Annotated in this window: 26 protein-coding genes and 1 other RNA gene; 7 read left to right on the top strand and 20 right to left on the bottom strand. The window is 43.0% G+C overall.

The window, feature by feature from the left end; translation table 11 throughout:
* Positions 1–164 precede the first annotated feature (164 nt).
* From ABDV94_RS03805 to rpe, 15 genes are all read right to left on the bottom strand, one after another.
* Positions 165–773: a hypothetical protein gene (locus ABDV94_RS03805; protein WP_343604902.1), complete on the bottom strand. Its 609-nt coding sequence runs from the start codon at positions 771–773 to the stop codon at positions 165–167.
* A gap of 4 nt (positions 774–777) precedes the next feature.
* Positions 778–1,122 (bottom strand): WG repeat-containing protein, encoded by a 345-nt coding sequence (locus tag ABDV94_RS03800; RefSeq protein ID WP_343604901.1) that lies wholly within the window; start codon positions 1,120–1,122, stop codon positions 778–780.
* 24 nt (positions 1,123–1,146) lie between these two features.
* Positions 1,147–1,752, bottom strand: coding sequence for a hypothetical protein (locus ABDV94_RS03795; protein WP_343604900.1), 606 nt, complete (start codon positions 1,750–1,752; stop codon positions 1,147–1,149).
* Between the two features lie 128 nt (positions 1,753–1,880).
* The gene (locus tag ABDV94_RS03790) at positions 1,881–2,411 is read right to left on the bottom strand and encodes an NADPH-dependent FMN reductase (RefSeq protein ID WP_343604899.1); all 531 of its coding nucleotides are present in this window, start codon (positions 2,409–2,411) and stop codon (positions 1,881–1,883) included.
* Positions 2,412–2,441: 30 nt separating this feature from the next.
* Entirely contained in the window at positions 2,442–3,128 is a 687-nt protein-coding gene (locus ABDV94_RS03785; RefSeq protein WP_343604897.1) for a hypothetical protein, read from the bottom strand.
* A gap of 2 nt (positions 3,129–3,130) precedes the next feature.
* A complete protein-coding gene (locus ABDV94_RS03780) occupies positions 3,131–5,419 on the bottom strand; it encodes a M1 family metallopeptidase (RefSeq protein WP_343604896.1) in 2,289 nt (762 codons plus the stop codon).
* Between the two features lie 2 nt (positions 5,420–5,421).
* Complete coding sequence (locus ABDV94_RS03775; protein ID WP_343604894.1) at positions 5,422–5,922, bottom strand: DUF6702 family protein; 501 nt, start codon at positions 5,920–5,922, stop codon at positions 5,422–5,424.
* A 261-nt stretch (positions 5,923–6,183) separates the two neighbouring features.
* A complete protein-coding gene (gene fsa / locus ABDV94_RS03770) occupies positions 6,184–6,840 on the bottom strand; it encodes a fructose-6-phosphate aldolase (protein ID WP_343604893.1) in 657 nt (218 codons plus the stop codon).
* A gap of 263 nt (positions 6,841–7,103) precedes the next feature.
* Entirely contained in the window at positions 7,104–8,945 is a 1,842-nt protein-coding gene (locus tag ABDV94_RS03765) for a S41 family peptidase (protein ID WP_343604892.1), read from the bottom strand.
* A 63-nt stretch (positions 8,946–9,008) separates the two neighbouring features.
* Entirely contained in the window at positions 9,009–9,803 is a 795-nt protein-coding gene (locus ABDV94_RS03760) for an AraC family transcriptional regulator (protein ID WP_343604891.1), read from the bottom strand.
* A gap of 130 nt (positions 9,804–9,933) precedes the next feature.
* An RNA gene (ffs, locus tag ABDV94_RS03755) (signal recognition particle sRNA small type) lies at positions 9,934–10,032 on the bottom strand.
* Positions 10,033–10,144: 112 nt separating this feature from the next.
* On the bottom strand, positions 10,145–10,645 hold the full coding sequence (locus ABDV94_RS03750; protein ID WP_343604890.1) for a GNAT family N-acetyltransferase: 501 nt from the start codon (positions 10,643–10,645) through the stop codon (positions 10,145–10,147).
* Between the two features lie 74 nt (positions 10,646–10,719).
* Positions 10,720–12,099 (bottom strand): OmpA family protein, encoded by a 1,380-nt coding sequence (locus ABDV94_RS03745; protein WP_343604888.1) that lies wholly within the window; start codon positions 12,097–12,099, stop codon positions 10,720–10,722.
* Positions 12,100–12,140: 41 nt separating this feature from the next.
* On the bottom strand, positions 12,141–12,554 hold the full coding sequence (locus ABDV94_RS03740) for a hypothetical protein (RefSeq protein WP_343604886.1): 414 nt from the start codon (positions 12,552–12,554) through the stop codon (positions 12,141–12,143).
* Positions 12,554–13,204, bottom strand: coding sequence for a ribulose-phosphate 3-epimerase (rpe, locus tag ABDV94_RS03735; RefSeq protein ID WP_343604884.1), 651 nt, complete (start codon positions 13,202–13,204; stop codon positions 12,554–12,556). The genes ABDV94_RS03740 and rpe overlap by 1 nt, the downstream gene beginning before the upstream one ends.
* Before the next feature lie 248 nt (positions 13,205–13,452).
* On the opposite strand from rpe, the gene ABDV94_RS03730 reads away from it, so the two are divergent.
* Positions 13,453–14,199 (top strand): dienelactone hydrolase family protein, encoded by a 747-nt coding sequence (locus ABDV94_RS03730; protein WP_343604882.1) that lies wholly within the window; start codon positions 13,453–13,455, stop codon positions 14,197–14,199.
* A 186-nt stretch (positions 14,200–14,385) separates the two neighbouring features.
* Here ABDV94_RS03730 and ABDV94_RS03725 read toward each other — a convergent pair whose 3' ends face one another.
* Entirely contained in the window at positions 14,386–15,981 is a 1,596-nt protein-coding gene (locus ABDV94_RS03725) for a L,D-transpeptidase family protein (RefSeq protein ID WP_343604880.1), read from the bottom strand.
* 55 nt (positions 15,982–16,036) lie between these two features.
* On the opposite strand from ABDV94_RS03725, the gene ABDV94_RS03720 reads away from it, so the two are divergent.
* Genes ABDV94_RS03720 through ABDV94_RS03705 form a run of 4 tightly spaced genes read left to right on the top strand, consistent with a single transcriptional unit; the run spans position 16,037 to position 18,222 of the window.
* A complete protein-coding gene (locus ABDV94_RS03720; RefSeq protein ID WP_343604878.1) occupies positions 16,037–16,663 on the top strand; it encodes a rhomboid family intramembrane serine protease in 627 nt (208 codons plus the stop codon).
* A gap of 1 nt (position 16,664) precedes the next feature.
* Positions 16,665–17,519, top strand: a complete 855-nt coding sequence (locus tag ABDV94_RS03715; protein ID WP_343604877.1) for an aminotransferase class IV — start codon at positions 16,665–16,667, stop codon at positions 17,517–17,519.
* Positions 17,507–17,740 (top strand): hypothetical protein, encoded by a 234-nt coding sequence (locus ABDV94_RS03710; protein WP_343604876.1) that lies wholly within the window; start codon positions 17,507–17,509, stop codon positions 17,738–17,740. Before ABDV94_RS03715 ends, ABDV94_RS03710 begins: the two co-directional genes overlap by 13 nt.
* Positions 17,737–18,222 (top strand): hypothetical protein, encoded by a 486-nt coding sequence (locus ABDV94_RS03705; protein ID WP_343604874.1) that lies wholly within the window; start codon positions 17,737–17,739, stop codon positions 18,220–18,222. The genes ABDV94_RS03710 and ABDV94_RS03705 overlap by 4 nt, the downstream gene beginning before the upstream one ends.
* On the opposite strand, the gene ABDV94_RS03700 is transcribed toward ABDV94_RS03705, so the two are convergent.
* From ABDV94_RS03700 to ABDV94_RS03685, 4 genes are all read right to left on the bottom strand, one after another.
* A complete protein-coding gene (locus ABDV94_RS03700; protein WP_343604873.1) occupies positions 18,219–19,304 on the bottom strand; it encodes an AI-2E family transporter in 1,086 nt (361 codons plus the stop codon). The two genes, ABDV94_RS03705 and ABDV94_RS03700, sit on opposite strands and share 4 nt — an antisense overlap.
* A gap of 220 nt (positions 19,305–19,524) precedes the next feature.
* Positions 19,525–20,076 (bottom strand): GNAT family protein, encoded by a 552-nt coding sequence (locus ABDV94_RS03695; RefSeq protein WP_343604871.1) that lies wholly within the window; start codon positions 20,074–20,076, stop codon positions 19,525–19,527.
* Positions 20,077–20,155: 79 nt separating this feature from the next.
* Complete coding sequence (locus tag ABDV94_RS03690; protein ID WP_343604869.1) at positions 20,156–20,518, bottom strand: hypothetical protein; 363 nt, start codon at positions 20,516–20,518, stop codon at positions 20,156–20,158.
* Between the two features lie 150 nt (positions 20,519–20,668).
* On the bottom strand, positions 20,669–21,355 hold the full coding sequence (locus tag ABDV94_RS03685; protein ID WP_343604867.1) for a hypothetical protein: 687 nt from the start codon (positions 21,353–21,355) through the stop codon (positions 20,669–20,671).
* Positions 21,356–21,525: 170 nt separating this feature from the next.
* On the opposite strand from ABDV94_RS03685, the gene ABDV94_RS03680 reads away from it, so the two are divergent.
* Positions 21,526–22,005, top strand: a complete 480-nt coding sequence (locus ABDV94_RS03680) for a hypothetical protein (protein WP_343604865.1) — start codon at positions 21,526–21,528, stop codon at positions 22,003–22,005.
* Between the two features lie 102 nt (positions 22,006–22,107).
* On the top strand, positions 22,108–24,507 hold the full coding sequence (locus ABDV94_RS03675; RefSeq protein WP_343604863.1) for an ATP-binding protein: 2,400 nt from the start codon (positions 22,108–22,110) through the stop codon (positions 24,505–24,507).
* Positions 24,508–24,557 lie beyond the last annotated feature (50 nt).

Here is a 24,557-nt window from a genome sequence, read left to right as displayed (position 1 = left end):
TTGAATATTATAAGTGTTGATCCGGAGTTGGTAGTTGGATGTATTCCGGAGAGAAGTCTCTCCAAACCAGAGCAAACAGGGAGTAGCGGTTTCTTTTCGGTTTAAGACAACACTTCGGTAATCAGGAATTTATATTTGGAGAAAATAACGTCGTCACAAACTGCTTATTTGGTTTTTTGAATATCAAACGTGTTCAGCTTTTCCTGTTCAAGACACTTATGATCAGCTCGGTATCGCGCATGCCAGTCAACACCATTGCGAATGTCTAATAAACGATATACCCTTTTCATGTAATCATTCTCCTGATGATGAACGACACATCCTTCATTCATCACGATCACACCGTATTTTTCTCTCAATTCATTAAAATCGGAATAGGTAGTGTACCCATAATGCAGAAAATAGAATTTCATGCCGGATCGATTCAAAAAAGCACCTATATCATCACAGGCGAGGAAACCAATAGGAACGATCTGTCGTATTCGTTCATTTGTTAAGTCGATTATTGGGCCGTAATACGGCTGGTCGTATTCGAATATATAGTTCTGAGCCATTAACGAATCAAGAATGATAGTACCATCAGGTCTCAAACAAGAAACCGGGAGCTTAAAAGTATCTCCCGGTGTCAAAATATAAGCTACCAGTGAACTATCAGCGGCATTTAGAATGACCATCTGAAAATCCAGGGAATCCCGTTGTGTCCTGCCCCAGAAAGGGAGGAAGAGCAACAACCAAAACAGCTTTTTAGCCGAAAAAGTGAAACCTAAAAACAAAAAACTAGGGTTTGTAAAGTGTTTTGAATTGCTGCCGGATTTCCTCCAACGTGTATCTCGCCGGAACGACTTCTTTTCCCGACCGGTCGATAAAGCCGTATGCATCTGAGATATTTTTGACCAGTGCCACATTCGGATCAAATTCTCCGAACTTCCCGATTTTAGTGTAAATGGGCGGAACGACTTCCTTCCCGTTATTGTCGATGAAACCGTATGTTCCCGCATGGGTTTTTACCAGGGACCAGTTTTGCTGGTATTCTCCGAGTTTGTAAACTTTCTTATATCCTGTTTGTCCGTAGGAAACGGAACTGAAGAGCAGGCAAATCAATACCAATTCTTTTACTTTCATAGCGATACGTGTTTATATGTGTAATTATACTTCTATTTCCCTGAACAAGTCAATCAATTCATCTCTGAAGCGTGGTTTCAGGGTTCCAAATTTCATTTTGCGGAATCCATTCAGTTCCGGGCGGATTTTAACAACCGATTTATCGTCTTCGATGATTAATGATGAAACAACAGCTCCATCCTTCATGAAATCAAGCTGAAAATGCGGCTCAAATGTGCTTTCGGACCAATTGAACGAAAGCGGGTCGTTGACAATGACCAATAAGCGGGAGATCTGTTTGGTTGTTAACAGATGATTTTCACCGGAGGACTTATCTGTCAAAACAACTTCGCTGAACGAAGCCATCGGGTAGAGTCGATCCGTTTTGTATTTATCATTCCGAAGATCAATCAGGAGTTTGTGAATTTCTTCTTTGTAGAAGTCAGCTGCCGAATTTCCTCCGTCGATATCAGGTCCAACCAGCAACGTATCGGCGTAGAGCGAATCACGAAGTTGTAAATCCGAGTACTTTTCCCAGTATTTCGGATAGAGGTGTTCAAAATTCTTTTTGTGTTCCGAAGTACTGCACGAAACCATGCCAAGCAGCAGGAATAAACCTGTTATTGTTTTGATTCTGGTAAAGAGTGTCATATCTGTATAGTGTAACAAGTACAGGGAAAGTGACAGGGTTTTAGCGGGTTTTAGCTATTATTTCAATCCTGACCATTTAACCTGTTTAAAATAAACAAATTAAGTGAACTTGTTTTTTTTGATCTCCGTTAATCTGACTTCACTATTTCGATCAAAGCTTCAAGGAAAGAGCTCAGTTTTGTTTGGGTTTCGATATCGGTTACTTCTCCGTTTTCATTTAACTTCCCTTTAATTCCCTGGATAAGCAAGGTGGTTTCCCCGGTAAACCTGGCGGTCAATGTTTTCATGAGCAACAGCAACTCTTCATGACCCTTTTCTCCCTGGGCGGAAGCAGTAATCAATCCACATGGTTTATCGGAGAAAACAGTTGTGGAAACGCACCATTCAATGGCATTTTTCAGCCCGGAAGGAATACTGAAAACGTATTCGGGTGTACAGATAAGGACTCCATCAGCCGACTCGATTTCAGTACGCAAATCCACCACTTCCTGCGGTGGATTTGCTACGGAAAGTTCGGGATCAAAATGTGGCAAAGACTTTAATCCCGTGTACATTTTAAACGTCAATTTATTCCCGTCTTGAGAAGCCATAAATTCGACCAGTTTTTGGTTGGATGAATTTTCGCTCGCACTGCCAATGATTGCCAGGATTGTTTTCATTTTGAAACGTCAGGATTTAATTAAGCTCATTTATTCTTTATACGAAGGATAATTTCCATTTTCATCTGGTATCTCACCTTCAATTTTTGTCCCTTTATAAAAGGAAGACCGAATAATTCTTACTATTCCATCATCAGCATCACATTGAACTTCTATTTCTATTTTACTCTTCTCTTTTAGTTTTTTTATTCGATTTAGTACTTGATGAGTAAGTCTGTTTTTCTCACCGGAATATCTTTTCTTACCAATCTTCACACTCCATGAAAGTATTCTAAAATGATAATCCATACCATATGTATAGATGCTAGGTCTTAATATTAGAATCGTTTCATCCGGGTTAAATTCACCCTCCGAGGAAGTTGCTCCAAAACATAATTCTGGATTGGGTAAACTGATATTGTTAAATACTATTTCTGAAATACGAACAGTGTCTTCACCAATTAATCGATATACCTCAATAATTGTTTTCCAATTTTCAGAAGGTAAAACAAAATAAGTGTGTGCAGGTAAAGCGTTTCCCAAAGAGTCAATATTGGTTATTTTATCACATGAACAAACCAAAAAATAAGGCTCATCCATGTTGGCAAAACCAATCCGAACCAAATTAGGCACCCTATGATACAAAAACTGAAAATAGGATGATGAAGCCACAACTGTTGTATCCTGAGCATAAAGACTACAGGAAAATAAGAGCATGAAGATGAAGCTAATTTTCATATTTAATTTCCGCTTTGCATGCGTTTCTGCCGCTGCATCGGGTTTTCACCGTTTTGTTTTTGCTGGAACAACTGGAAGCGTGTAGGACCGGAAACATGCGGGTAAGCATTGTTGTCTGTATCGCAATCTGCCGTTTCCAGGAATGGGTCTAACTGGAAAGAAACCACCGGCTGATCGAAGATGAACACTTTCGTAACCGTTGTTTCGTCCATTCTCCAAATTTCTGCCGGGATCCGAATGACCTGATCCGTACCATCTGCAAATTTTGCCTGGATTACCAGCGGGGAGACTAATCCTCCTTTGTTGGTGAAAGCCAGTTCGTAGAATTGCTTTTTGGATTCGAGCAGTTTCTTTTGTTCCGGAGTCAGTTTCGCCTGGAATTCCTCGTATTCCTTCTTATCCAGACGGTCTACTTCGTAGAGGTTTCTTTTCGCGTAGAAATCGTCGATCAGGGTATCGCGTTCATTGACTGTTTGCTTGATTGCGTCTTTGTTACGGATATCGCCGATAAACTGAGGTTTGGAATCTGCTGCTTTCTTGTTTTCAGCTTTTTCCACATCCGGGTTGTTGGAGTTCAATTCGAAATGCTTCACATAATCCAATGAAATATCTACGTAATCCGTTGAATAGAACCAGCCTCTCCAAAACCAATCCAAATCCACTCCGGAAGCATCTTCCATGGTGCGGAACAAGTCGGCAGGAGTAGGGTGTTTGAATTTCCAGCGCTCACAATACGTTTTAAACGCAAAATCAAACAATTCTCTTCCCATCACGGTTTCGCGCAGAATATTCAAGGCTGTTGCCGGTTTTCCGTAGGCATTGTTTCCAAACTGCCAGATCGATTCCGAATTCGTCATAATCGGGGAGATAAACTTCTTATCACCGCGCATGTAATCGGTGATCATGTTTGCCGGACCTCTTCGGGAAGGATAACCGCGTTCCCATTCCTGTTCTGTCAGGTACTGAACAAAGGTGTTTAATCCTTCATCCATCCACGACCACTGACGTTCGTCTGAGTTGATAATCATCGGGAAGAAGTTATGTCCTACTTCGTGGATAATGACTCCCCACATGCCGTATTTCGTTTGTTCCGAATAGGTTCCGTCTTCATTCGGTCTTCCACCGTTGAAACAAATCATCGGGTATTCCATACCAATTTGGTTCGAATGTACCGAAATTGCTACCGGGTACGGATAATCAATCGTATATTTCGAATATGTCTGAATCGTGTGTGCTACCAGTTTCGTGGAATAGCGTTCCCACAACGGGTTTCCTTCTTTCGGGTAAAAAGACATACACAGGATGTTTTTCCCTTTCACCACTGTATTTTGCGCATCCCACATAAACTTGCGGGAAGTAGCAAAGGCAAAATCGCGTACATTTTTAGCTTTAAATGTCCAGGTTTTGGTAGAAGTCGCTTTGTTCTTTTCTGCATTTTCTGCTTCTGCCTGCGTGACGATCAGAACAGGCTTATCGGATGTTTTTGCTTTGTCCATGCGCTGTCTTTGTTCAGCGGTCATAACCGCCGCCCCGTTTTGCAATTCTCCGGTTCCGGCTACAATGTGGTCAGACGGAACGGTAATGGAAACTTCGTAATCCCCGAATGGAAGCGTAAATTCTCCTTTTCCAAGGAATTGCTTGTTCTGCCAGCCTTCTACGTCATTATATACACACATTCTTGGAAAGAACTGTGCGATGGTGTACAGGTAATTGTTGTCTTTTTCAAAGTATTCATACCCGGATCTTCCGCCTACTTTCATGCGGTCGTTGATGTTGTACCACCACTTGATCTTAAAGGAAATGCTTTGTTTCGGCCCCAGCGGTTTTGCCGGGTCAATGCGCATCATCGTTTTATTGATCGCATAACGCATTTTTTCACCGTTTACCGTTGAAACAGATTCGATATTGAATCCACCTTCAAAAACCATCAGTTTGCGCTCCACGTCCCTGATCGACTGAAAATCCTCCATTTTCTCCACCGCAATCAATTTGCTGTCCGAATCCGGCTTGAAAATATTCTGATCCAACTGTAACCACAGGTATTCCAGGACATCCGGTGAATTATTGGTATACGTAATGATTTCTTCTCCGCGGATGATTTGTTTCTCATCGTCGAGTATGAGGTTCATTTTGTAATCTGCTTTCTGCTGGTAGTAAGCATGTCCGGGAGCTCCGGCAGCCGTCCGGTATTCATTCGGAGTTGGCAGCTCAATGTCCAGTTGGGCAAATTTAGTCTGAGCAGAAACGCTGAATACCGAAAGTACGATCGGGAAAAAGAGGATTTTTTTCATAGTTACAGGGTTATGATTTCTGTAGGCTTGGTTGGTAAAAATACAGCCGTCTGTTTTTGTTTATGGTGTATAAATGTGATCTTGTTCTGCTGATCCGGAAAGGTTTCCATCAGTAAGTCAAAGCGAAAGAGTAGGGAGCTTTTCAATTCGAGCGGTAGGCTTTCCATATAGACATACAACTGTCCGTTTGGCAATACGTCGAACCCCATCAGGGAAATCGAAACGGGCTGATCACCGTTTGAGATAGAAAACCCTTTCAATAAATAGGCCTCCAGCTGTTTTTTGAATACTGCATTTTGGGATTGATTCTCCATGTGCTTGTCGAAAACAACTCCAGTCTTCTTTAAATCAGACTCCATGTCGTGCGCACTCAACTCCAGGGTAATCTCCAGTTTTTTGGTTGTTTCATTGTATTCTACTTCACCGAACGCAAAGTAATATTCATGTGCACGAACCGAAAGCACGGTCAAAGCGAACGAACAAAACAACAGTAATTTCTTCATAAATAGATATACCAAAGGGCAAAAATAACAGAATGTCCGTAGGAGTTGTTCAATTTTTGACTAACCGGTAAATATTTCGGTTGAGTGTTGGAAAAAACGGGATGAAGCGGAGTGAATTTTTGTGGCTCAGAAATGGCTACCCGGGTAAGTGGTGGATAAGTGTACTCTTATCCCAAAAACGCTCCTAAGATGTTCAAAACACAAAAAAGGAGCCCGAAAAAGGCCCCTTCCTGTTTATTTTCAATCCGGGAAAATTTCGGATTATTTATTTCCTTTTGCGTGATCTGCCAAAAACTGAGCTAATCCGTTATCTGTCAACGGGTGCTTCGCCAGAGCAAGAATTGCACTCAATGGTCCTGTCATCACATCTGATCCGATTTCAGCACACTGAATAATATGCATCGGGTGACGGATAGATGCCGCCAGGATTTCTGTTTCAAATCCGTAGTTGTCGAAAATAATACGTATCTGCTGGATTAAATCCATTCCATTGGTAGACACATCATCCAAACGACCAACAAACGGAGAAACGTAAGATGCTCCCGCTTTGGCTGCAAGCAATGCTTGCCCTGCGCTGAAAATCAAGGTACAGTTTGTTTTGATTCCTTTGGAGGAAAAGTACTTGATCGCTTTAATTCCTGCAGGAATCATCGGGATTTTCACTACAATATTTTTGTGCAGCTCTGCCAATGCTTCTCCTTCACGGATCATTCCTTCAAAATCTGTTGCAATGACTTCCGCACTTACTGGTCCGTCTACAATGTTGCAAATGTCAACGTAGTGTTTCAAAATATTGTTCTGACCTGTAATTCCTTCCTTCGCCATCAGGGATGGGTTAGTAGTTACTCCGTCCAGGATCCCCAAATCATTTGCTTCGCGGATATCATTCAGGTTTGCCGTATCGATGAAAAATTTCATGTGTATTGAATTTGAACGACAAAGATAAAAGCATTTAGTTAAGCCATAACAACCGACAGAATGGAAGTTTTACACAAGTATTTCCGTGGATATTTCGGCCGAGAATGGGGTTTAACACCTTGCAGAGCGTTTCGAAACAACTCAAAAAAACACATTCAAATTATTAATAATCAAATTGTTAATATTAAGAATCTAACCAATCACTTTAAACAGGTTCGCAATATTGCGAATTCGCGAATTTATGTTCGAAAGGGATTTGTCGTTTAATGCTTATTCATTCCTTCAATCAACTTCAATACAAACTTCACCTGCGAATCTTCCTGATTCATAAAATCCCCAAATGATAACGGAACCGTATAATCCGGACGAATTCCATGACCTACCGGCTGATCTTTCCGCAACGGGGCATCCTGGTCTACATGCACAATGGAAAAACGGGTCGTGATTCCTGAATTCGGCAAGGTATACTCAATCGGGTAATGACCGTTGTGACCATAATAACCACCCGAAGTTTCGATTCCCACAACGGTTGCATTGCTGTAACCTCGCACGAGTGAAGCAAAATGCGAAGCCGCTGACCCCACGTGTTCGTTGATCACCAGATACAGTTTTCCTTCAAAACGGTTGGAATCCGGATGGTAAACAGGGTTAAAATCCGGGTGCTGCAGGTAATAATTTCCCTGCTTCACGGTAAAAACACTTTTTAGGTAATCATCCTGTGATTTGACCATGCGTTTCTGGTTTTCCTTGTCTTCGGATTCCTTCTTGATATACTCCGGATAAGGGATTTTGGAAAAGAGAATGTACGCTCCCTTGTTTTCATAGAATGAACGGTTTGTCAAATACGTGAACACTTTTTCGTAATTCGGATCATTTCCCCCGGGATTGTTGCGTACATCCAGGATCAAATGCGTGATGTTCTCCTGTTTTATGAATGTAAAGATGCTGTCCAGGTAATGAGAGAATACGGCAAATTCAGGATCCTCCGCATTGGAAGCCATGGTAAAAATCCGGAAATTCAAACGCGCCGTACTGTCATTGATTCGCACAAAGCTGTATTTCGGCTGGAACTCATAGTTGAGCAAACTATCTGCCGGGGCTGAATAACGATTGAAATAACGCCGGCTGTTCTCGTCTGCACTCACGGTTTTCATCCGGATAGTTTCTATACGATCAGATCCGGGAAGTTTATAGCCGATTTCGAGCACGTCTAACGTTCCCATTTCAAAAGGAAAAAGCCAGCCGAATGCATCTTCTGCTGCCAGACGTTCCTTCGCCGTGAGGTTATATCCATCGGTGGTGAAATACTTGTAAAACCGTTTTCGTAACTCCGCATCCGGGATTCCGTTGACACTTACAACCTGAGAGCCTAATGGAATTTCGCCTCCCTGATAATTCACCAGCATTTTTCCATCGACCCATTTCATGAAAAACGGGAAATAACCGCGGGTTCTGTCAAACATCATGTTTCCTTTGAAAGGCAAACGTGTTCCGTTGTGGTTACTTCCTTCAAAATCTGTCAGCACCAAAATAATCTTATGAAAATCAGTAATCGGCATTGCTTTTTTCGTAGCCGAGAAAGCCCAGGAATAGATGCTGTCGATTTGCTGCACCGTGCGGTATCTGTACAGCCCGGAATTTGCCTTTTCGCGAATGGATCTGAAAGCAAGTAAGTCTTTTTTCATTTCTTTCGGCGAAAGCAGGCGGTTTTTTCGTTCGTCGTCCGGAACACGTACACGATAGCGGATACTGCATTTCCCGGAGGATGTATTTGCCGGATCTGACAAGGGTTCGATCGACACGATCAGGTTTGAATGAACCATTGGAGTCAGTTCAATACGTTCCGGCCCGTACAATCCGTTCGGACTATCCATTTGTGCCAATTCTTTTCCGGTACTGTCTCTCAAAACCAAAGCCACATCAATTCCCTTTTGCTCCAGGTGAATGACATACGGTGTTCCCAGCTGCAGTTTAATCGCAAATGTCTTGGTCGTTCCTTTTTCCAATTGAATTGTTTTCAACTGATCCTGTTTGAGGACTTCTTGCTTTTGAGCAGATACAAACAAGGGCAATACGATCGCAGCGGTGGTAAAAAAACGCTTCATACTTCTATTTTGGTTACAAAGAAAGCGCAAAAGTACACCAGAAAATAGAACCAGATTAGCCGTTCATAACATTCGGTAGTTTTTCGGACTCATTCCTGTGTAGTGCTTAAACACCCGGATGAAGTGACTTTGATCCGCAAATCCGCATAGAAAAGCGATCTCTGAAAGTGAATGTTCCCGCGATTGAATCAACGGTAAACTTCTCTGAATGCGCAACTTCCGAACATATTCGCTGAGCGTACAGCCAAAATAACGCGCAAAATGCTTCGAAATCGTTACCGGATGAACTCCGAGTTCCACAGAAAGTTCATTCAGGTGAAACGGCTCGGCCCAGCGGTCATTGATCAGTTCATGCAATTTCACGCACCAGTGAATTTCCCTGTAATTTTTCACATCCAATCCCGTCACAAACTCAAATAACAGTGCATGCAGCGCCGATTCCGTGAGCTGATCATTTAAATGAATTTCCGACTGCATCCGGAGCAGGAAGAGATTGCTGTCCGGGTTTTTCCCGATTGCTTTTTTCAACTGATCTTCCGAAAAACGGTTTTCATCGAGGAAGGCACTGTCGATTTCCAGGTTGAGATTCCGGGTATGTTCCGTTGCAGGAAGTGTTTTGTGCAACTCTCCGGAATGATAGAATGTCACTTCGTTTGCACCGCGAACAATGGATTCTGCACCACGGTATTCGATATTTCCGCCCTGTAAAATGAAACTCACATGCGGGTGCTCATGCGCATGGAACGACGGATTGGAATCGCTGTCGTATGCCGTTTTACTGGCAATCAAACCACGATACTCTTTCCATTGCCGGATATTCCCGGAATATTGTCCTTTGTCAAGCGTGAGCACTTCCATTGAGACAAATGTATGCGATTGTGTTTATTCTGCAGGATATTTTCCGGATCAAGCAACACTTTTAAGTTATTTTGGCTTTGAAAGAGGCTGATCGGGTAGGGAATGAGAACCCAAAAAAAAGACAAAAAAAGAGGGGTAAGCTACTTCTATCGCACCGCTACAACCTCTCACCTTTGCTACGTTCCCGTCCTGGAGGAATCAGAGGGAGCTGGTCGTAAAAGACTTACCCCGGCGCAAAAGTAGTCATTTCTAAGAGATCTGCGTTTACAAAAGTTATTTTTTTCGAAATATCGCTTTAACAAAAACATAACCTTTTCTGTTTCAGCGCTGTTTATAACTGCTTATTCGGGCAAATAGACGAATTTCAGGTAGCCTTCCGTAAGTCCTTCCTGCTGCTGAAAGCCATTTCGACTCAACAAAGCAATGGCTTTGTCATTTTCCGGCTTTGTCAATGCGATGACCTGATTCAGCTTCATTTCTTCCATTCCGAATCGGGCGGTGAGGTTCAAAGAAGGAAACATGAATCCCTTTCCGCGATAAGCCGCTTTCAAAATACATCCCAATTCACCTGTTCCATTTTCAAATCCCCGGAAATACCCCACTAAACCGGCCAATTCTCCCGTTCCGGCTTCTTCAATCAACCAATTAACAGCATTTCCAGCCTGGTAATCCCTGCGGATTTTCGAGATAATGGCGACTCCTTCGTCCAGCGTTTCGGCTGTTTTCCCGTCATAAGTCAATACATCAAGCAATAACGGAATATCCGCGTCACTCACTTCCCGCAAAACCACTTTTTCGGATTGCAGCACCGGGAACACATCAAAAGGAGGAAGTTTCATCATACACTCACAAAATTAAACTTTTGACTTTTCAATTACTATATGCTGAGCGAAGTCGAAGCATCACTTTTAACTTATCAATTAACGAGTCCTCTTTTCTTCAAATTCCGCCATTTCAACTGGTTCTTTTTTAACAGGTACTTCTTTTTAATCTTCGCTTTCAAAACTCCATCCTTTGTTTTAACGTTCAGTTTTTCAGCACCATTCTTTTCCAGGTAATAGCGGCCTTTTCGGACATAGCACAACTCAAATCCGTCCTGGTATATCTGTCCATGATACCTATTTCCCGAAGTATGTTCCAGCTCGATTAACAAGTCGAATTCTTTGTTGTAATACCCCACTTTTTCAACGCCGTCTAATTTTACTTTTAAGAATAGTTCACCTTTCGGAGATACTTTGCTGTAATCCGACGTGTATACCAGGCAGGCATTGGGCGAAACGGAATCGCGATTGAGGAACCAGTGCTCAATTTTGGAGGCTTTGTCTTTGAAAAGATACCAATCCGTTCCTACAGGAAAATAACTGACGACTTCTGTAACAGTGTTCTTGAGCAGGGTCGTGTCGTTTCGCAGCCTTTGCACCGAATTCGATAGACCGAAAATATAGAAAGAACGGCCTTTCAATGATTCCTCAGGCAAAACAAGTATCGGCGCATGTTCATCACTGATCCCGATGATCTCGCAACTACGCCTGCGGAAAGTTTCGTAAAGCCGAAGTACTTTGTGAACCGAATCCCAATAAATCTTGTCCGGAATTGCTCGCCGGATATCGTTCCCCGGCTGATCACCCCAATTCAAACCGGACGATTTCACCTCCATTCTGATGTTGTCCTGTTCTTCCTTCGATACAGACAAGCACGAATCCATCTTAAACGAGATGATTCCGCTCAGCTTCAGTCTTCCACCATAATAGGTTTCGAGATTAACGTCTTTTTCATTCACGAAGCCCGTCGTTTGCTGGTAGTATATTGTCGGTCGCAAAGCACAAACGCCGCAGTCTCCGAACGAAGCCAAACTTTTTTTGATGATGACACCTTCCGGTGATTTAAAAACCACCTCCAAACCTTCCATCGGGGTGATGTAGAGGTCTACACGACGTTGGAAAGCAGCGTTTTTATTCTGGATACTGGAAGTAAAATCCTCTCCTTCGTTAAACGTCCGGATTTCCTTCGGGACTACTTTTTTCTTTTTGAGATAACTTAACACCGCATCAATCCGGTTTTGGGAAAGTTTCCGGTTGTAGCTATCCGTATTGGATGTATCGGTGTAACCGTAAATCTCCAGGATGAATTCGGAAACTTCTACGGATTCGATCAAACTGTCGACCACAGATTTCCCGTCAGGTTTCAACGCTGATTTATTCAAATCGAAGAAAACGCTGGTTGGTTTACACAGATTTTGTGCGTTTAGGACGCAACTGCTCAAAACCAAAAAGAAAAAGGCAAGTAGGTATTTCATACAACCCTATGTCGGGGAAACAGAAAGGTAAACACATTCGATTAGTCCACCCGGATCATCGTTTCGTCAAACAGCTCCATTTCGTGCTGTACCAGCAGTAATTTCAACTGCCCGAGGTATTGCGCATTCTCGTGAAGTGCTTTGAACAAAAGGGGAGTGAGCCATTCCATGTTGTCTCGAATTCCCTGGTTAAACTGCAGGAACACATTCATCCACTGCTGAAAGTTATCGCGCTCAAGAGATTCCCAGTACATTTCCGGCTGCACATCATCCAATTCCGATTCAATTTCCAAATCCAGGATGCCACAAACAGCTATGTGCTGCGAATTGATCAGGCGGGAAAGTGCCAGTTTAACATCCCAGGGAATATCCCGGTCATTTTGCTTCAAATGATTGATCCAGCTCAGATTTAACTGGTGGATGTAGGAAAAACGTTGTTGAAAGAAATCGAGCATTACAATTTTTTCAAAGAAGCAATCGTAGCTTTCGGATCCGGGCTATTGAACACGAAACTTCCTGCCACCAGGGCCTGAGCACCCGCTTCAACCAATTTTGCTCCGGTTTCGGTATTCACGCCGCCATCTACTTCAATTACAGCTTTTGATCCCGTGCTTTCGATCAGTGCTTTCGTCTGCTTCACTTTTTCAATGGCTTGCGGAATGAATTTTTGTCCTCCGAAACCCGGATTCACAGACATGATCAATACCAGGTCCAAATCTGCAATCACGTTTTCCAATACCGAAACAGGTGTATGCGGGTTTAGTGCCACTCCAGCCTTCATTCCCGCCTCATGAATAGCAGCAATCGTTCTGTGCAGGTGTGTACATGCTTCGTAATGAACGGTCAGAATATCGACTCCTGCCTTTGCAAAATCTGTAATGTACTGATCCGGGTTCACAATCATGATATGACAATCGATCGTTTTCTTTGCTACTTTCTTCAATGCGGAAATGATCGGAAAACCAAAGGAAATATTCGGCACGAATACCCCATCCATCACATCCACATGAAACCAATCTGCCTCACTTTGATTGATTAATTCAAAATCGCGTTCCAAATTTCCGAAATCGCAAGACAAGATAGAAGGAGCAATGATCACTGACATAGTTTTGTTTTATTTTTTTGCAAAAGTAAGGAAATCCGGTCAGTACTTGCTAAATCGATTCGATATTTCAATTGACTTTTGTGCGCATAAGTCAAAAAACGTTTCCTTTTCAATTATCAATTCGCTATTGGAATTGAAGCGTCCCCTAATTTTTACAAGATAATCTTCTGTTTTTACCATTTCAATCGATCAGAATATCCGATTTTTGTAAAAAAGACAGCTTTCGACAAACGTATAAAACAAACACGATGAAAAACATTCAATTGTTATTGGCTTTATTGCTTTTAATCTCAGGGATCAGTTCCTGCAACGCCCAACCTGACACTTCCGGAACCAATAAACAAACACCAAAAGAAGAACAGGTCAGTAATTTGCTGTTCTATAAAATTCACGAAGCCCGGGGAACGGAAGCGCCGGTTTTGGTCGTTCTTCTCCATGGTTACGGTTCCAATGAAGACGATTTACTGTCATTGGCGCAGTTTTTCCCGGAGAATTACATCGTTGCATCTTTACAAGCGCCTTACCCGATCGGAGCGGCTTCGTTTCAATGGTATGACATTCAGAACACTCAAAATCAACAGGCAGAAGTCACTGAAAGCAGCAAAAAAGTAGTGGCAACGGTAAAGGAACTTCAAAAGAAATACGGAGTTTCCGCTTCCAAAACCTTCATCGGAGGATTTAGCCAGGGAGGAATCATGAGCTACCAGCTCGGTTTGTCGGATGCATCTCTCGCGAAAGGAATCCTGGTACTCAGCGGCAGATTATTACCTATGACCCGCGAAGCAACTGCCGGTAAGAAAGCGAGCGAACTGGCTATTTTCATTGCCCACGGGGATTCGGACAAGCGCATTTCATTTAACGAGGCGAACGATGCCAAACAATGGCTGGAACAACACCAGTATTCCATTGATTTCCATATTTACAAGGGAATGGGACATGCTATCTCGCAGGAAGAGATGAAGGATGTATTGGAGTTCGTGCAGAAAAATGATTGAGTAGTTTGGTAAACCACATAGCACACACAAGGTCACATAGCTTGCTTCATTTGGATTAATTTTTCCCGCAGAAGAACCAGGTAAATTATGTATGAATCATTTAATAGTATCACCACATAGTTCACAATAGAATACATGGGAATAATCATTCTCTAACTATAAAAACCTATGTTTCTATGCGGTTAATCACTGAACCTTTGGGTAGATTTTCATGGCTTTCAGGTATTTTTCATCGCGGTCATACACATCCGGGAAGAATACCAGTTTTCCGTTCTCATTTGTCACAACGGTGATGTAATCCAGCTCCATCGGGATGGGTTTGTGCAGGGCAATCGAATAATGTTCTTTTCTTGCAATCAGCGTGTCGAGGGAGTCGCGGGTCATTTTCTGCTTATCGTCACGACTCAAAATGAAGCGCGCCAGGGAATCCGGCATCTGGCAACGCACACAACCGTGCGAGTAGGCGCGAATGTCTTTGTTGAAAAACCCTTTTGACGGTGTATCGTGAATGTAAACGCCGTATTTGTTGTTGAACTCAAATTTGACCAAGCCGAGCGCGTTATCGTTTCCGGGTTCTTGCCTCACCCTGAACGGGAAATTCTTTTCCTTGTAGCGTTTCCAGTTGATCGTTGTCGGATCGACTTCTGTATCACCGCGATACACTTTGTAGTGATTTTTGGCAGCATAACCGGAGTTTCGCTGGATCGCAGGCAAAAATTCTTTACTGGCAATGGATTGAGGCTGTGTCCAGAAGGGCATGGAAACAATGGCACGCAAACGCGAAGTCAACTGAGGCGTTTGATTTTCAGGCTTTCCAACCACTACGCGGTGTTCGGAGAACAAGGTATCGTTGTAGAAAATACGCAGTTTGTATTCCGGGATATTGACCCACAGATAACGATCCGGGAAAGGTGCACGCCATCTCCAGCGCTCCAGTGAGAGAACGGCCCGGTGACATTTGTACCGTTCTGATTCATCGAGTGCTTTACGGGTGTATACGCCGATCACTCCATCGGGCTTCAAGCCATTATCTGCCTGAAAACGACCCATCGCTTCCCAGAAAGCGGCAGAATCTGTCTTTTTTTGATCCAAATAGCCTTTGTCGATCAGGGATTCTTCTGCCAATTCCAGTGAACGCAGGGAATCTTCGACCAATGCAGGAACTTCAAAATGAATAGAAGAGAGTTTTTTTCCGTGGGCATAGTTGAACAAACCAATGGCCAAAGCCCGGTATTCCGGCCTGGATGGGCCCATTTGTGCAAACCAGTAGCCCCAGTTTTTAACGGTATCCATCTGGCGGACGCTTTTGTCGAGTGTTTTGAGATCAATGGAAACGATCGGGCGGTAGTGGTTCACAGCCGTATCGAGGAAACCGACTTTCAAATCCTGCTGCAATTGCGCCAAGCGTGCTGTGAGGATGAATTCCTGGATAATGGAGCTCTGACTCAGGGAATCTTCTTTGAAGGTAAACGGGCGGTTTTCGGGCAATCCCATGGCACAGGGATATTGCAATAATTCTTTCCAGTTTTCACCTTTCGGAGTCAGCATCGAATCATTGGCCCACACCGGACGGAAATCACGAGCCTTGTAGAAGGCGTAAACAGAATCTTTTAATCCCTCCGGAAGTTGAAGTGTTGTTAATAAGTCGTTTTCAATAGCAATCCCGATTCGTTTTTTTAACGACACTTTTTTGTCAAAAACCGGGTTTGTTTTGTCGATTGAGGAGGTACAGCGAATCAGTGTAAATGCAAGAAACAGTATTAGAAGTCTGTTTATTTTCATATCAGGGTTCAAAAATAATAAGCAATTTTACTGCAAGATATTCACACTGCAAAACATGGAGCACCAAATTTATTCAACATACATCATTCTTATCATTTCAGCCATCGTTTCATTCATTGGTTTTAACAATGAGGGATTCCGGGATAAATACCTCTTTTATCCGTATGGAATTAAAAACGAACGGCAGTATTACCGCTTTGTAACCAACGTGTTCCTGCACGGGGATATGCAGCATTTGATTTTCAATTGCGTGACTTTTTACATTTTCGGTACTTATCTGGAGGTTCGCTTGCTAGTGATATACCACGATCCGATTATGACACAGGTTGTTTTCTGGACGTTGATTTTCGGTTCGATGGTGACTTCCAGTATGTATGCCTATTACAAACACCGTTTTGATCCGTATTACCGGGCCCTGGGGTTATCCGGAGTGGCGTGTGCCGTACTTTTTGCCACATTCACGCTGGATCCGAATATGGAAATCCGAAACATGATCTTTCCGATCCCATTCAAAGCCTGGATGTACGGGATCATTTACCTGGGTTTTGAGATTTATGCCAACCGCACCAAAAAGTCAAATATTGCACACGACGCGCACATATCAGGCGCTATTTTCGGTATTGTTTTCATTTTAATTACTAATATTGAACAAGTGATTATTGCATTTCAAAACCTACTTTAAGATGAGCGACCAGGAACTTTTTGTAAACAATAACGGTAAAATAATCAGTAACTCAGGACATTCCATCACGGCCGGTAACCGTGCTTACACTTACGGCGACGGTCTTTTTGAGAGTATGCGGGTCATGAATGGAAAGGTTTTGAACCTGGCTCATCACTTTTCACGGCTGGTTGAAGGAGCAAAAATCCTGAAAATGCGTTTGCCTGCTTTTTACACCACCGAATTTTTCCTGCAGCAGATCGAAGAGCTGATTACCTTATGCAAAATCACAGAAGGCGCGCGTATTCGTCTTTCAATTGATCGTTTAGGGGGCGGGACGTATCTTCCTGATACGAATGAAGTTAGCTATTACATTGAAATTTACCCGATTGAGCAAAACCTGTTCGGACTGAATGCCAAGGGTTTAGAGGTTGACTTGTACCAGGATATCAAAAAAACGAAGAATATTCTGTCGAATTACAAGACCAAAAACGGGATTTTGTATGTTTTGGCAGCTATTTCTGCGAAAGAAAAAGGGCTGGACGATATGTTGATCACCAATGAAAACGGTCAGATTCTTGAAAGTTCGCACAGCAATATTTTTGTGGTAAGCAACGGCGTGCTTTACACTCCAAGTCTTGCCGACGGTTGTTTAGCCGGAACCATGCGGATGCAGGTGATCAATCTGGCGCTGAAAAACGGCTTGAAAGTGTATGAATGTCCGATTCTGCCTTCTAACTTACTGGTTGCAGATGAAGTATTCCTGACCAATGCTGTGCGCGGAATTACCTGGGTGGGCGGCTACCGCACCAAACGCTATTTCAATACCACTGCCCGAAAAATTGTTGCTTTCCTGAATGAAGAATGGGACAATTGATTCCGGCTTATTTTAACTGGAGCGGGGGAAAGGACAGTACGCTGGCACTGTATCATGTATTGCAGGAAGGTGTGTTTGATGTCCGTTACCTTTTAACAACGCTCAACCAGGAAGCAGACCGTGTTTCCATGCACGGTGTCAGAAATGAACTGCTGAGGGCTCAGGCCCAGGCACTGAATATTCCTTTAAAACTGTTTTTCTTCCGGAAAGCTCAGATATGAAAGCCTATGAATCAGTGATGAACCAGGCCATGGAAGAACTCAAAGCGGAAGGAATTTCACAATGTATTTTCGGAGATATTTTCCTGGAAGATTTGCGGAGTTACCGCGAACAAAAACTGGCGGAATCGGGGATTACAGCACATTTTCCGTTGTGGAAACGCGACACACGTGAATTGCTTCTTGAATTTGTTGATCTCGGATTCAAAACGATGGTGGTCTGCACCGATGCTTCCAAGTTGAATGACTCGTTTTGCGGGCGCGTGATTGACCGTGAATTCCTTTCCGAACTACCTGAAAACGTGGATCCGTGCGGAGAAAACGGCGAATTTCACACCTTTGTGTTTGACGGGCCAATCTTCAGCGAAGCGCTTCGTTTTTCACAGGGCGAGAAGGTCTACAAAACCTACACTTCGCAAACAAGCGACGGAAAAACCACTGAATACGGATTTTGGTTCCAGGATTTAATTCCGGAAAACGGTTAATTGTCTTTTAAATCCGATTTTTTGGTCCAGAAGAGTGCTTTCGGCAGTTCGTCTCCCAATAAATATCCGTAGGGTTCCAATCCCGGAGCAGCATCGAATACGACTTTTAAAATAGCCGTAACCGGTATCGCCAGGAACATTCCCGGAATTCCCGCCAGTGATCCGCCGATGATGACGGATAAAATGGATGCCAGGGCATTGATTCGTACTTTCGACCCGACAATTCGAGGCATCAGGATGTTGTTATCCAGGAATTGAACAACTGCAATAACGACCAGTACACCGATCACCGATTGTTCCAGGTTCGGATTACCGGAAAGTGCAATCAAACAGCTTAGAAAGCTGGCAATAATAATTCCGACATAGGGAACAAGGTTCAGGAGACCGGTTAAAAGTCCCAGGAACAGGGAGTAAGGCGCACCAATAGCCCAAAGTCCCAATGTTGTTAACGTAGAAACCACCCCGACTTCCAGTAACAATCCCAGAATGTAGCGGCGTACGATCAATTTGATGTCGTTTACTACCACCTGCATTTTTTCAGTGCTTTTTGCAGGTACAAGTTTGATCAAAAAGCCGAGCAGGAGGGAGCGATAGAACAAAAAGAGGAACAAATAGATCGGAATCAGGACGAAATACATCAAAAAACCGGTCAAAGATCCGAAATACTCCATAGAGATCATGCTGGACTTCATCAGGTTGTCCTTCACAATTTTCTCCTGCTGGAAATTTGAAATGCCGAAATGCTGGTAAATCCATCCGTTGAGATCCGAGATCACTTTGGTGATGTTTTGCTCCACTTTGGGCAGATCATCGAAAAACTCTTTTAACTGCATCCCGATCAGGAACAACAAGCCCAGAAAAAATACTACCGCAACGACCAGCGTCAGAATCACCGAAATGATTTTGGGAAACTTCCACTTGTTTTGCAGAAAGGAATCTATCGGGCGGATTAGTACCGCCAGGATGAATGCCAAAATGAGTGGAAACAAAATATCGTTGGCAAGGTAAATAACCGCTGTGAGTACCACCAGCAAGAGGATCGTAAAAATCCGTTTCAAATAATTCGGCTGTATTTTCTCCATAAACTTCCTATCAGTTCTTTTAAATATAGCAAAAGACACCTGATTTGCAAGTCCGGGGAGAGGAAGTTTTGGGGTTTGAGACTCAGGAACGCCGCTCTAAAAACCAGTGATTCCAGGCTTTTTACCTAATTTTATAAATTTGTAAAATCGGGTTATTTGTTTGCATATTTTAACCAATTCAGTTAGCGCATCATTGCCCAAAAACAACTCCAATTCCTCCCTATTTCAACACCAAATGCATCGAGATTTCATCGTGATAGCGGCCGTTCTGCTTGAAAACCTTCGGCATGCGTCCATGTTCCCTGAATCCAATTTTCCGGTACAAAGCCAACCCCGATTCATTCTCGGCATATACCTGTAAATAAATCAATTCCAGTTCGGAATGATCCCGGCCCCAGTCAACGGCATTTTGCAATAAAGCCGTCCCCAGACCACAGCCCTGCCAGCCTTTGTGCATCCCCATTCCGAAAACAGCAGTGTGCCGCATAATTTTCCGCTGGTTACCGTCCAGGTTGAGATTTCCGATGATCGTTCCATCCGGTGCTTCTGCTACCAAAAACAGGGAATTGGCACGCTCCACGTAATTCTTCAAAACCGCTCTTTCTTCTTCCAGTGTCGGGTTAAATTCTCCTTCGCTGAGCGGAACAAATTCTTCCTCATACACGAAGCCCTGAACAAACGGAATGATTTTCTCTGCATCTTCAACTGTCACATGACGGAGCAGGATTTCACGTCCGTCTTTCAAGGTTATTTTTCTCGGTTCAAATTTCATGATCTCAATTAAGGATTATTCCGCTAAAATGAAAAAGGCTGCCAGTGAACCGACAGCCTTCCAAAATCAATTTTGAAGATTAACGCGTCAGTTGCAGCGAATTACATTCTTTTTGGCTCATCATGAAGGGACCATGCCAAATCAAACTATTTGTCTGATCGTAAATCTTATAGTAATGTGTTCTGTTTTCTTTTTTGAACATGGATTCTTCGTAGACAAAATTCCCTGTTCCGCAACCCGGATCTCCCGTATAATGTTTAGAGGCATCAATGGTTTTCACAAATTGCTCATCCACATACAGACTTAAACTGGTAATTCCGTATGCACTCAAATCGTTTGCTACTTCTGTGTTATACCAAAATGAATAAGTACCTGTAAATTTCTTTTTTGTACATGCCAATAAGGAAAACACGCAGAAAGATAGGATAATTAGTTTTTTCATGTCTGAAGAATAATTTTACGCAAATTAACTAAAAAGTTCTTAAAATGATTCCTTTTACCGGCCCGGTTTCGTTTTAATTGATCATTGAGGCACATTTCGTTAACATCCGGTTCGGATGCATGATCAAAATGCGTAAGCTTCGTTTATGACTTAATCTCCTTTTGCATAAGCATTTCGGATCAGGTATTCTCCCAGGAAATAAGCTCCGAAAGCTGTTGAAACATGCCAGAGCCAATGTGTTCCCCAGGGCATGAAGCCGATCACGATTTTTTCGTCGAGGAAACGGAATAACAAGGCCAGAACGAAAAAAGTAATTGCAATAAACAACCCTCCTGCATTCCGGAACCTGGTTTGACGCAGAAATAAATAACAGGGCAGCAATAACATCCATCCCCGGAAGAAATAACCGGCAGAAATGCGGTCCTGACCGTTTAAAAAGTACATGGAGAGGAAGGTTAATCCGAAGAACAACAATAAAATCCAAACCAGCTGAAACTTTTTAGGGAGTACCTTCAGCCACATCCAGATACTCACCCCCAGAACCAATACAACAATCGGAATGGCGTCCATTAACAACAGTAAGCGGGAAACCCGGAATGCATGAAAAAAGGTGCTTCCCAATCCTCCCAATACCAAAAGCGGACAACAGAACCAAACAATGAATGCATATTCGGAATAACGGCCCCGCAGCTGCCACAAGAAGATCATTACAGGAATAAGAAAGGTGAGGGAAGACCAGGCATTCCAGGGCTCCACAATCAATAAAGACAGATCGGTTGTTTCTCTGTAAATGGGGCCGTGATCAGGGACAGAAGTGATAATGGCGGATAAATCCATACTTGTTGTTTTTAGTGTGTCCAAAATTCGGGGTGATCTCACAAAGTTATAAAAGTTTGAAAGCGAAAAAATCAGGAATTTGCGAACATGCTGATAAATTTTCAGTGGAATCCCAATTCAATTTCTAAATTTAGTATTCGTACATTTAATCAGATTTCGCCCGCGCTACCGTGAGAAACCGATCGCCCATATTAACACTTGCCTGCTTCGGAATCGTTGTTGTTTCGATGTTTTTGCCTTTTTATGAAACGCTTCTTCCCAAAGCATCGGTCCAGGCGGATAGTTTTACCGTTCTGAAAGTGATGGAGTTTTCATCCACTCATTCGGTATTTGAGTTGAACGGTTTCGGATCCCTGTTTGCGCTGATCAACTTACCCGTAGCAGGACTATTGGTGTTATCGCGTTTCTTGTTTCCGGCTTCTGTTGTTTCTGCCGTTATATGTGCCTGTACGTTTACTGCCTCCATGATTCTGCTCATTTATACGAATGAAGCGAGTGCTGCCACGCGTTATGAGAATTCTATGTTTTCGGGTTTCTACCTCATGCTGATCTGCGAAGTGGTCCTGATCACACAGGCGTTTACCAGCATCATCAATGCTCCCGGCAAAGTGAGAAAGCACCGGGAAGACCATGACATCCTTGATCTTTAAACAGACGGGGGACACTGCAGATTTAACCGATTTACCCCTTGAATCCATTTTAGCATTTCAAGAAAAAGTTTATTTTTGTTTAAGTCACTTTTTAGATTACGCTTGGACAATTACATTAAAGATATCAACAGAATAAAGTCTTTGCTGGCTTATGCAGTAATTGATACTCCTTCGGAAGAATTTTACGATACGCTCAACAGTTTGGTCTCTACCATCTGTAATACACCGATTGCCCTGATCTCTTTTATTGACGACAGGAGGCAGTGGTACAAATCGAAGATCGGGATGGACATGGTGGAGCTTCCCGTTGAGGAAACCATCTGTCAGTACACTTTAAAAGAACCGGATATCCTGGAAATTACGGATACACTGCAGGACGACCGTTTGACCGAAAATCCTCATGTACAGGCTGAAAACGGAATCCGCTTTTATGCAGGTGTGTCTTTACGCGCTAAAGACGGTTACGCGATCGGTTCGGTATGCGCAGCAGATTTCAAACCTCAACAACTTTCTGAAATGCAGCGTCAGGCATTGCGGGATGTGGCTAAAATCGTGATGCTCCACCTAGAAGCCAAGAGACAGAATGAAGAAATGGAACACGAATTAAGAACTGTTTTGACTGAGAAAATTGAACTTTCAGAGAAACAGCTTCAGGTTCAGGACAAAGTATACAACAGCTTGCTCCAGGCCATTTCGCAATCCAACGCCGTGATTGAATTTTCAGTCGACGGAACCATCCTGAGCGTAAACAACCAGCTTGCCGACATGCTCGGTTATAGCCCGGAGGAACTGGTGGGACAAAAACACTCGCTTTTACTGAAACAAGATTTGAACCCGGAGGAACAGGATTATTTCTGGAAAAAGCTGGCTGCGGGAGAACCGTTTTTGGGCAAACTCAAACGCAAAAACAAACAAGGAGATACCATCTGGGTACAATCCTCTTACAGCCCGGTTATTGACCTGGATGGAAATATTACGAAGATTACCAATATTTCGATCGATATCACCAACGATATTAAGGCTGTGGATGCACTGGAGGAACTGAGTATTCAAAAAGATCATTTCATTGCGAATATCAGTCACGAACTGCGTTCTCCGATCCATGCAATTCTCGGTTTTACTGAATTATTGCTTGAAAAAGAAACCGACAACTCCAAAACAAAACAACTTCAATCGGTGAAAAATGCCGGAGATTCACTGCTTTATCTGGTCAACGGAATCCTGGATCTGAGTAAAATCGAAGCCGGGTTGTTCCAGTTCGATTCAGCGGTATTCAACCTGGACGATACGGTAGAGAATGTATTTTCCATTTTACAGGTGAAAGCAGATCAGAAACAGTTGCAGTTCGGCTACACCATTGATCCGAAAATTCCGGATCATCTGCTCGGAGATAAACACCGTCTTTCACAGATTTTGATCAACCTGGTTGACAATGCTTTGAAATTCACACAAGACGGAGAAGTGAAATTATCTGTTGAATTGAAGAAAAAGAGAAGGAAGCAGACAGAACTGATATTTCGCGTTTCCGACACCGGGATTGGCATTCCGGAAGATAAGCTGGAAAGCATTTTCGGAAGGTTTACACAGGCAGAAGAAAACACCACCCGGAAATACGGCGGTACAGGTCTTGGATTGAATATCTGTAAACTGCTGGTTGAAAGACAGGGAGGAACCATTTTTGCCACCAGTGAAACCGGAAAAGGGACTGAATTTACTTTTGAGCTGGCATTTGATATCGCCGAAGAACAGCAGGAAACAGAATCATCAGGTGCTACAGACGATTACACGCAACTCAGAGGACGCATCCTGATGTGTGAAGACAACCAGATTAACCGCTTTTTTGCGCAACAATTGTTTTCAGACACTTTGGTGGAACTCGATATTGCGGAAGACGGAAAAGCAGGGATAGAGCTATTTCAGCAGAAAACATACGACCTGGTTTTGATGGATATCCAGATGCCGGAAATGGACGGTTACCAGGCAACAGAATTCATTCGCAATGAGCTGCATTCCCCAACTCCGATTATTGCCCTGACAGCTCATTCCATTGTAAAAGAAAAAGAGACCTGCCTGGAAATCGGGATGAATGATTACCTCTCAAAACCTTTCCGGAAAGCAGAGTTGTTTGATAAAATCAAGTTTTGGGTCCCACAGGAAAATATGGAATCAACGGTAGTAGCCCCCGTTCAATTCTCCCTGGCAATCCTGAAAGAAGCATCCGGTGGAAATGAAGCTTTTGAAAAACAAATGCTGGAGTTGTTCCTGATCAATTCACAGGAATCGCTGAACCTTATTTCCGCAGCCCGTGAACACTCGGATTATACCGCCATTTCACGGGAAGCTCATAAACTGAAAACGTCTTTCGGTATGTTCGGAATGGATACTTCAACTCTGGATCAGCTGGAAAAGCACACAGAAAGTATTGATTTAATGACTACAATTCAAAAGCTTGGAAATCAACTAAATGAAATACACTCACACATCCATAACCTGTTAAAGTAGAATGGATATTGAGAAAAACAAAAAGGTGTCTCCAACTCGATTGAGACACC

The sequence above is a fragment of the Fluviicola sp. genome (assembly GCF_039596355.1).
GTDB lineage: Bacteria > Bacteroidota > Bacteroidia > Flavobacteriales_D > Crocinitomicaceae > Fluviicola.
This window is presented reverse-complemented; position numbering and strand designations above follow the sequence as displayed.

What these genes read in the sequence shown, in the direction of transcription:
- ABDV94_RS03715 (WP_343604877.1), top strand. Translation starts at nt 16,665, where the DNA reads ATGAGCGACCAGGAACTTTTTGTAAACAATAACGGTAAAATAATCAGT.
- ABDV94_RS03775 (WP_343604894.1), bottom strand. Translation starts at nt 5,922, where the DNA reads ATGAAGAAATTACTGTTGTTTTGTTCGTTCGCTTTGACCGTGCTTTCG.
- ABDV94_RS03725 (WP_343604880.1), bottom strand. Translation starts at nt 15,981, where the DNA reads ATGAAAATAAACAGACTTCTAATACTGTTTCTTGCATTTACACTGATT.
- ABDV94_RS03765 (WP_343604892.1), bottom strand. Translation starts at nt 8,945, where the DNA reads ATGAAGCGTTTTTTTACCACCGCTGCGATCGTATTGCCCTTGTTTGTA.
- ABDV94_RS03740 (WP_343604886.1), bottom strand. Translation starts at nt 12,554, where the DNA reads ATGCTCGATTTCTTTCAACAACGTTTTTCCTACATCCACCAGTTAAAT.
- ABDV94_RS03745 (WP_343604888.1), bottom strand. Translation starts at nt 12,099, where the DNA reads ATGAAATACCTACTTGCCTTTTTCTTTTTGGTTTTGAGCAGTTGCGTC.
- ABDV94_RS03785 (WP_343604897.1), bottom strand. Translation starts at nt 3,128, where the DNA reads ATGAAAATTAGCTTCATCTTCATGCTCTTATTTTCCTGTAGTCTTTAT.
- ABDV94_RS03705 (WP_343604874.1), top strand. Translation starts at nt 17,737, where the DNA reads ATGAAAGCCTATGAATCAGTGATGAACCAGGCCATGGAAGAACTCAAA.
- fsa (WP_343604893.1), bottom strand. Translation starts at nt 6,840, where the DNA reads ATGAAATTTTTCATCGATACGGCAAACCTGAATGATATCCGCGAAGCA.
- ABDV94_RS03710 (WP_343604876.1), top strand. Translation starts at nt 17,507, where the DNA reads ATGGGACAATTGATTCCGGCTTATTTTAACTGGAGCGGGGGAAAGGAC.
- ABDV94_RS03695 (WP_343604871.1), bottom strand. Translation starts at nt 20,076, where the DNA reads ATGAAATTTGAACCGAGAAAAATAACCTTGAAAGACGGACGTGAAATC.
- ABDV94_RS03760 (WP_343604891.1), bottom strand. Translation starts at nt 9,803, where the DNA reads ATGGAAGTGCTCACGCTTGACAAAGGACAATATTCCGGGAATATCCGG.
- ABDV94_RS03790 (WP_343604899.1), bottom strand. Translation starts at nt 2,411, where the DNA reads ATGAAAACAATCCTGGCAATCATTGGCAGTGCGAGCGAAAATTCATCC.
- rpe (WP_343604884.1), bottom strand. Translation starts at nt 13,204, where the DNA reads ATGTCAGTGATCATTGCTCCTTCTATCTTGTCTTGCGATTTCGGAAAT.
- ABDV94_RS03795 (WP_343604900.1), bottom strand. Translation starts at nt 1,752, where the DNA reads ATGACACTCTTTACCAGAATCAAAACAATAACAGGTTTATTCCTGCTG.
- ABDV94_RS03730 (WP_343604882.1), top strand. Translation starts at nt 13,453, where the DNA reads ATGAAAAACATTCAATTGTTATTGGCTTTATTGCTTTTAATCTCAGGG.
- ABDV94_RS03700 (WP_343604873.1), bottom strand. Translation starts at nt 19,304, where the DNA reads ATGGAGAAAATACAGCCGAATTATTTGAAACGGATTTTTACGATCCTC.
- ABDV94_RS03800 (WP_343604901.1), bottom strand. Translation starts at nt 1,122, where the DNA reads ATGAAAGTAAAAGAATTGGTATTGATTTGCCTGCTCTTCAGTTCCGTT.
- ABDV94_RS03720 (WP_343604878.1), top strand. Translation starts at nt 16,037, where the DNA reads ATGGAGCACCAAATTTATTCAACATACATCATTCTTATCATTTCAGCC.
- ABDV94_RS03690 (WP_343604869.1), bottom strand. Translation starts at nt 20,518, where the DNA reads ATGAAAAAACTAATTATCCTATCTTTCTGCGTGTTTTCCTTATTGGCA.
- ABDV94_RS03685 (WP_343604867.1), bottom strand. Translation starts at nt 21,355, where the DNA reads ATGGATTTATCCGCCATTATCACTTCTGTCCCTGATCACGGCCCCATT.
- ABDV94_RS03750 (WP_343604890.1), bottom strand. Translation starts at nt 10,645, where the DNA reads ATGATGAAACTTCCTCCTTTTGATGTGTTCCCGGTGCTGCAATCCGAA.
- ABDV94_RS03780 (WP_343604896.1), bottom strand. Translation starts at nt 5,419, where the DNA reads ATGAAAAAAATCCTCTTTTTCCCGATCGTACTTTCGGTATTCAGCGTT.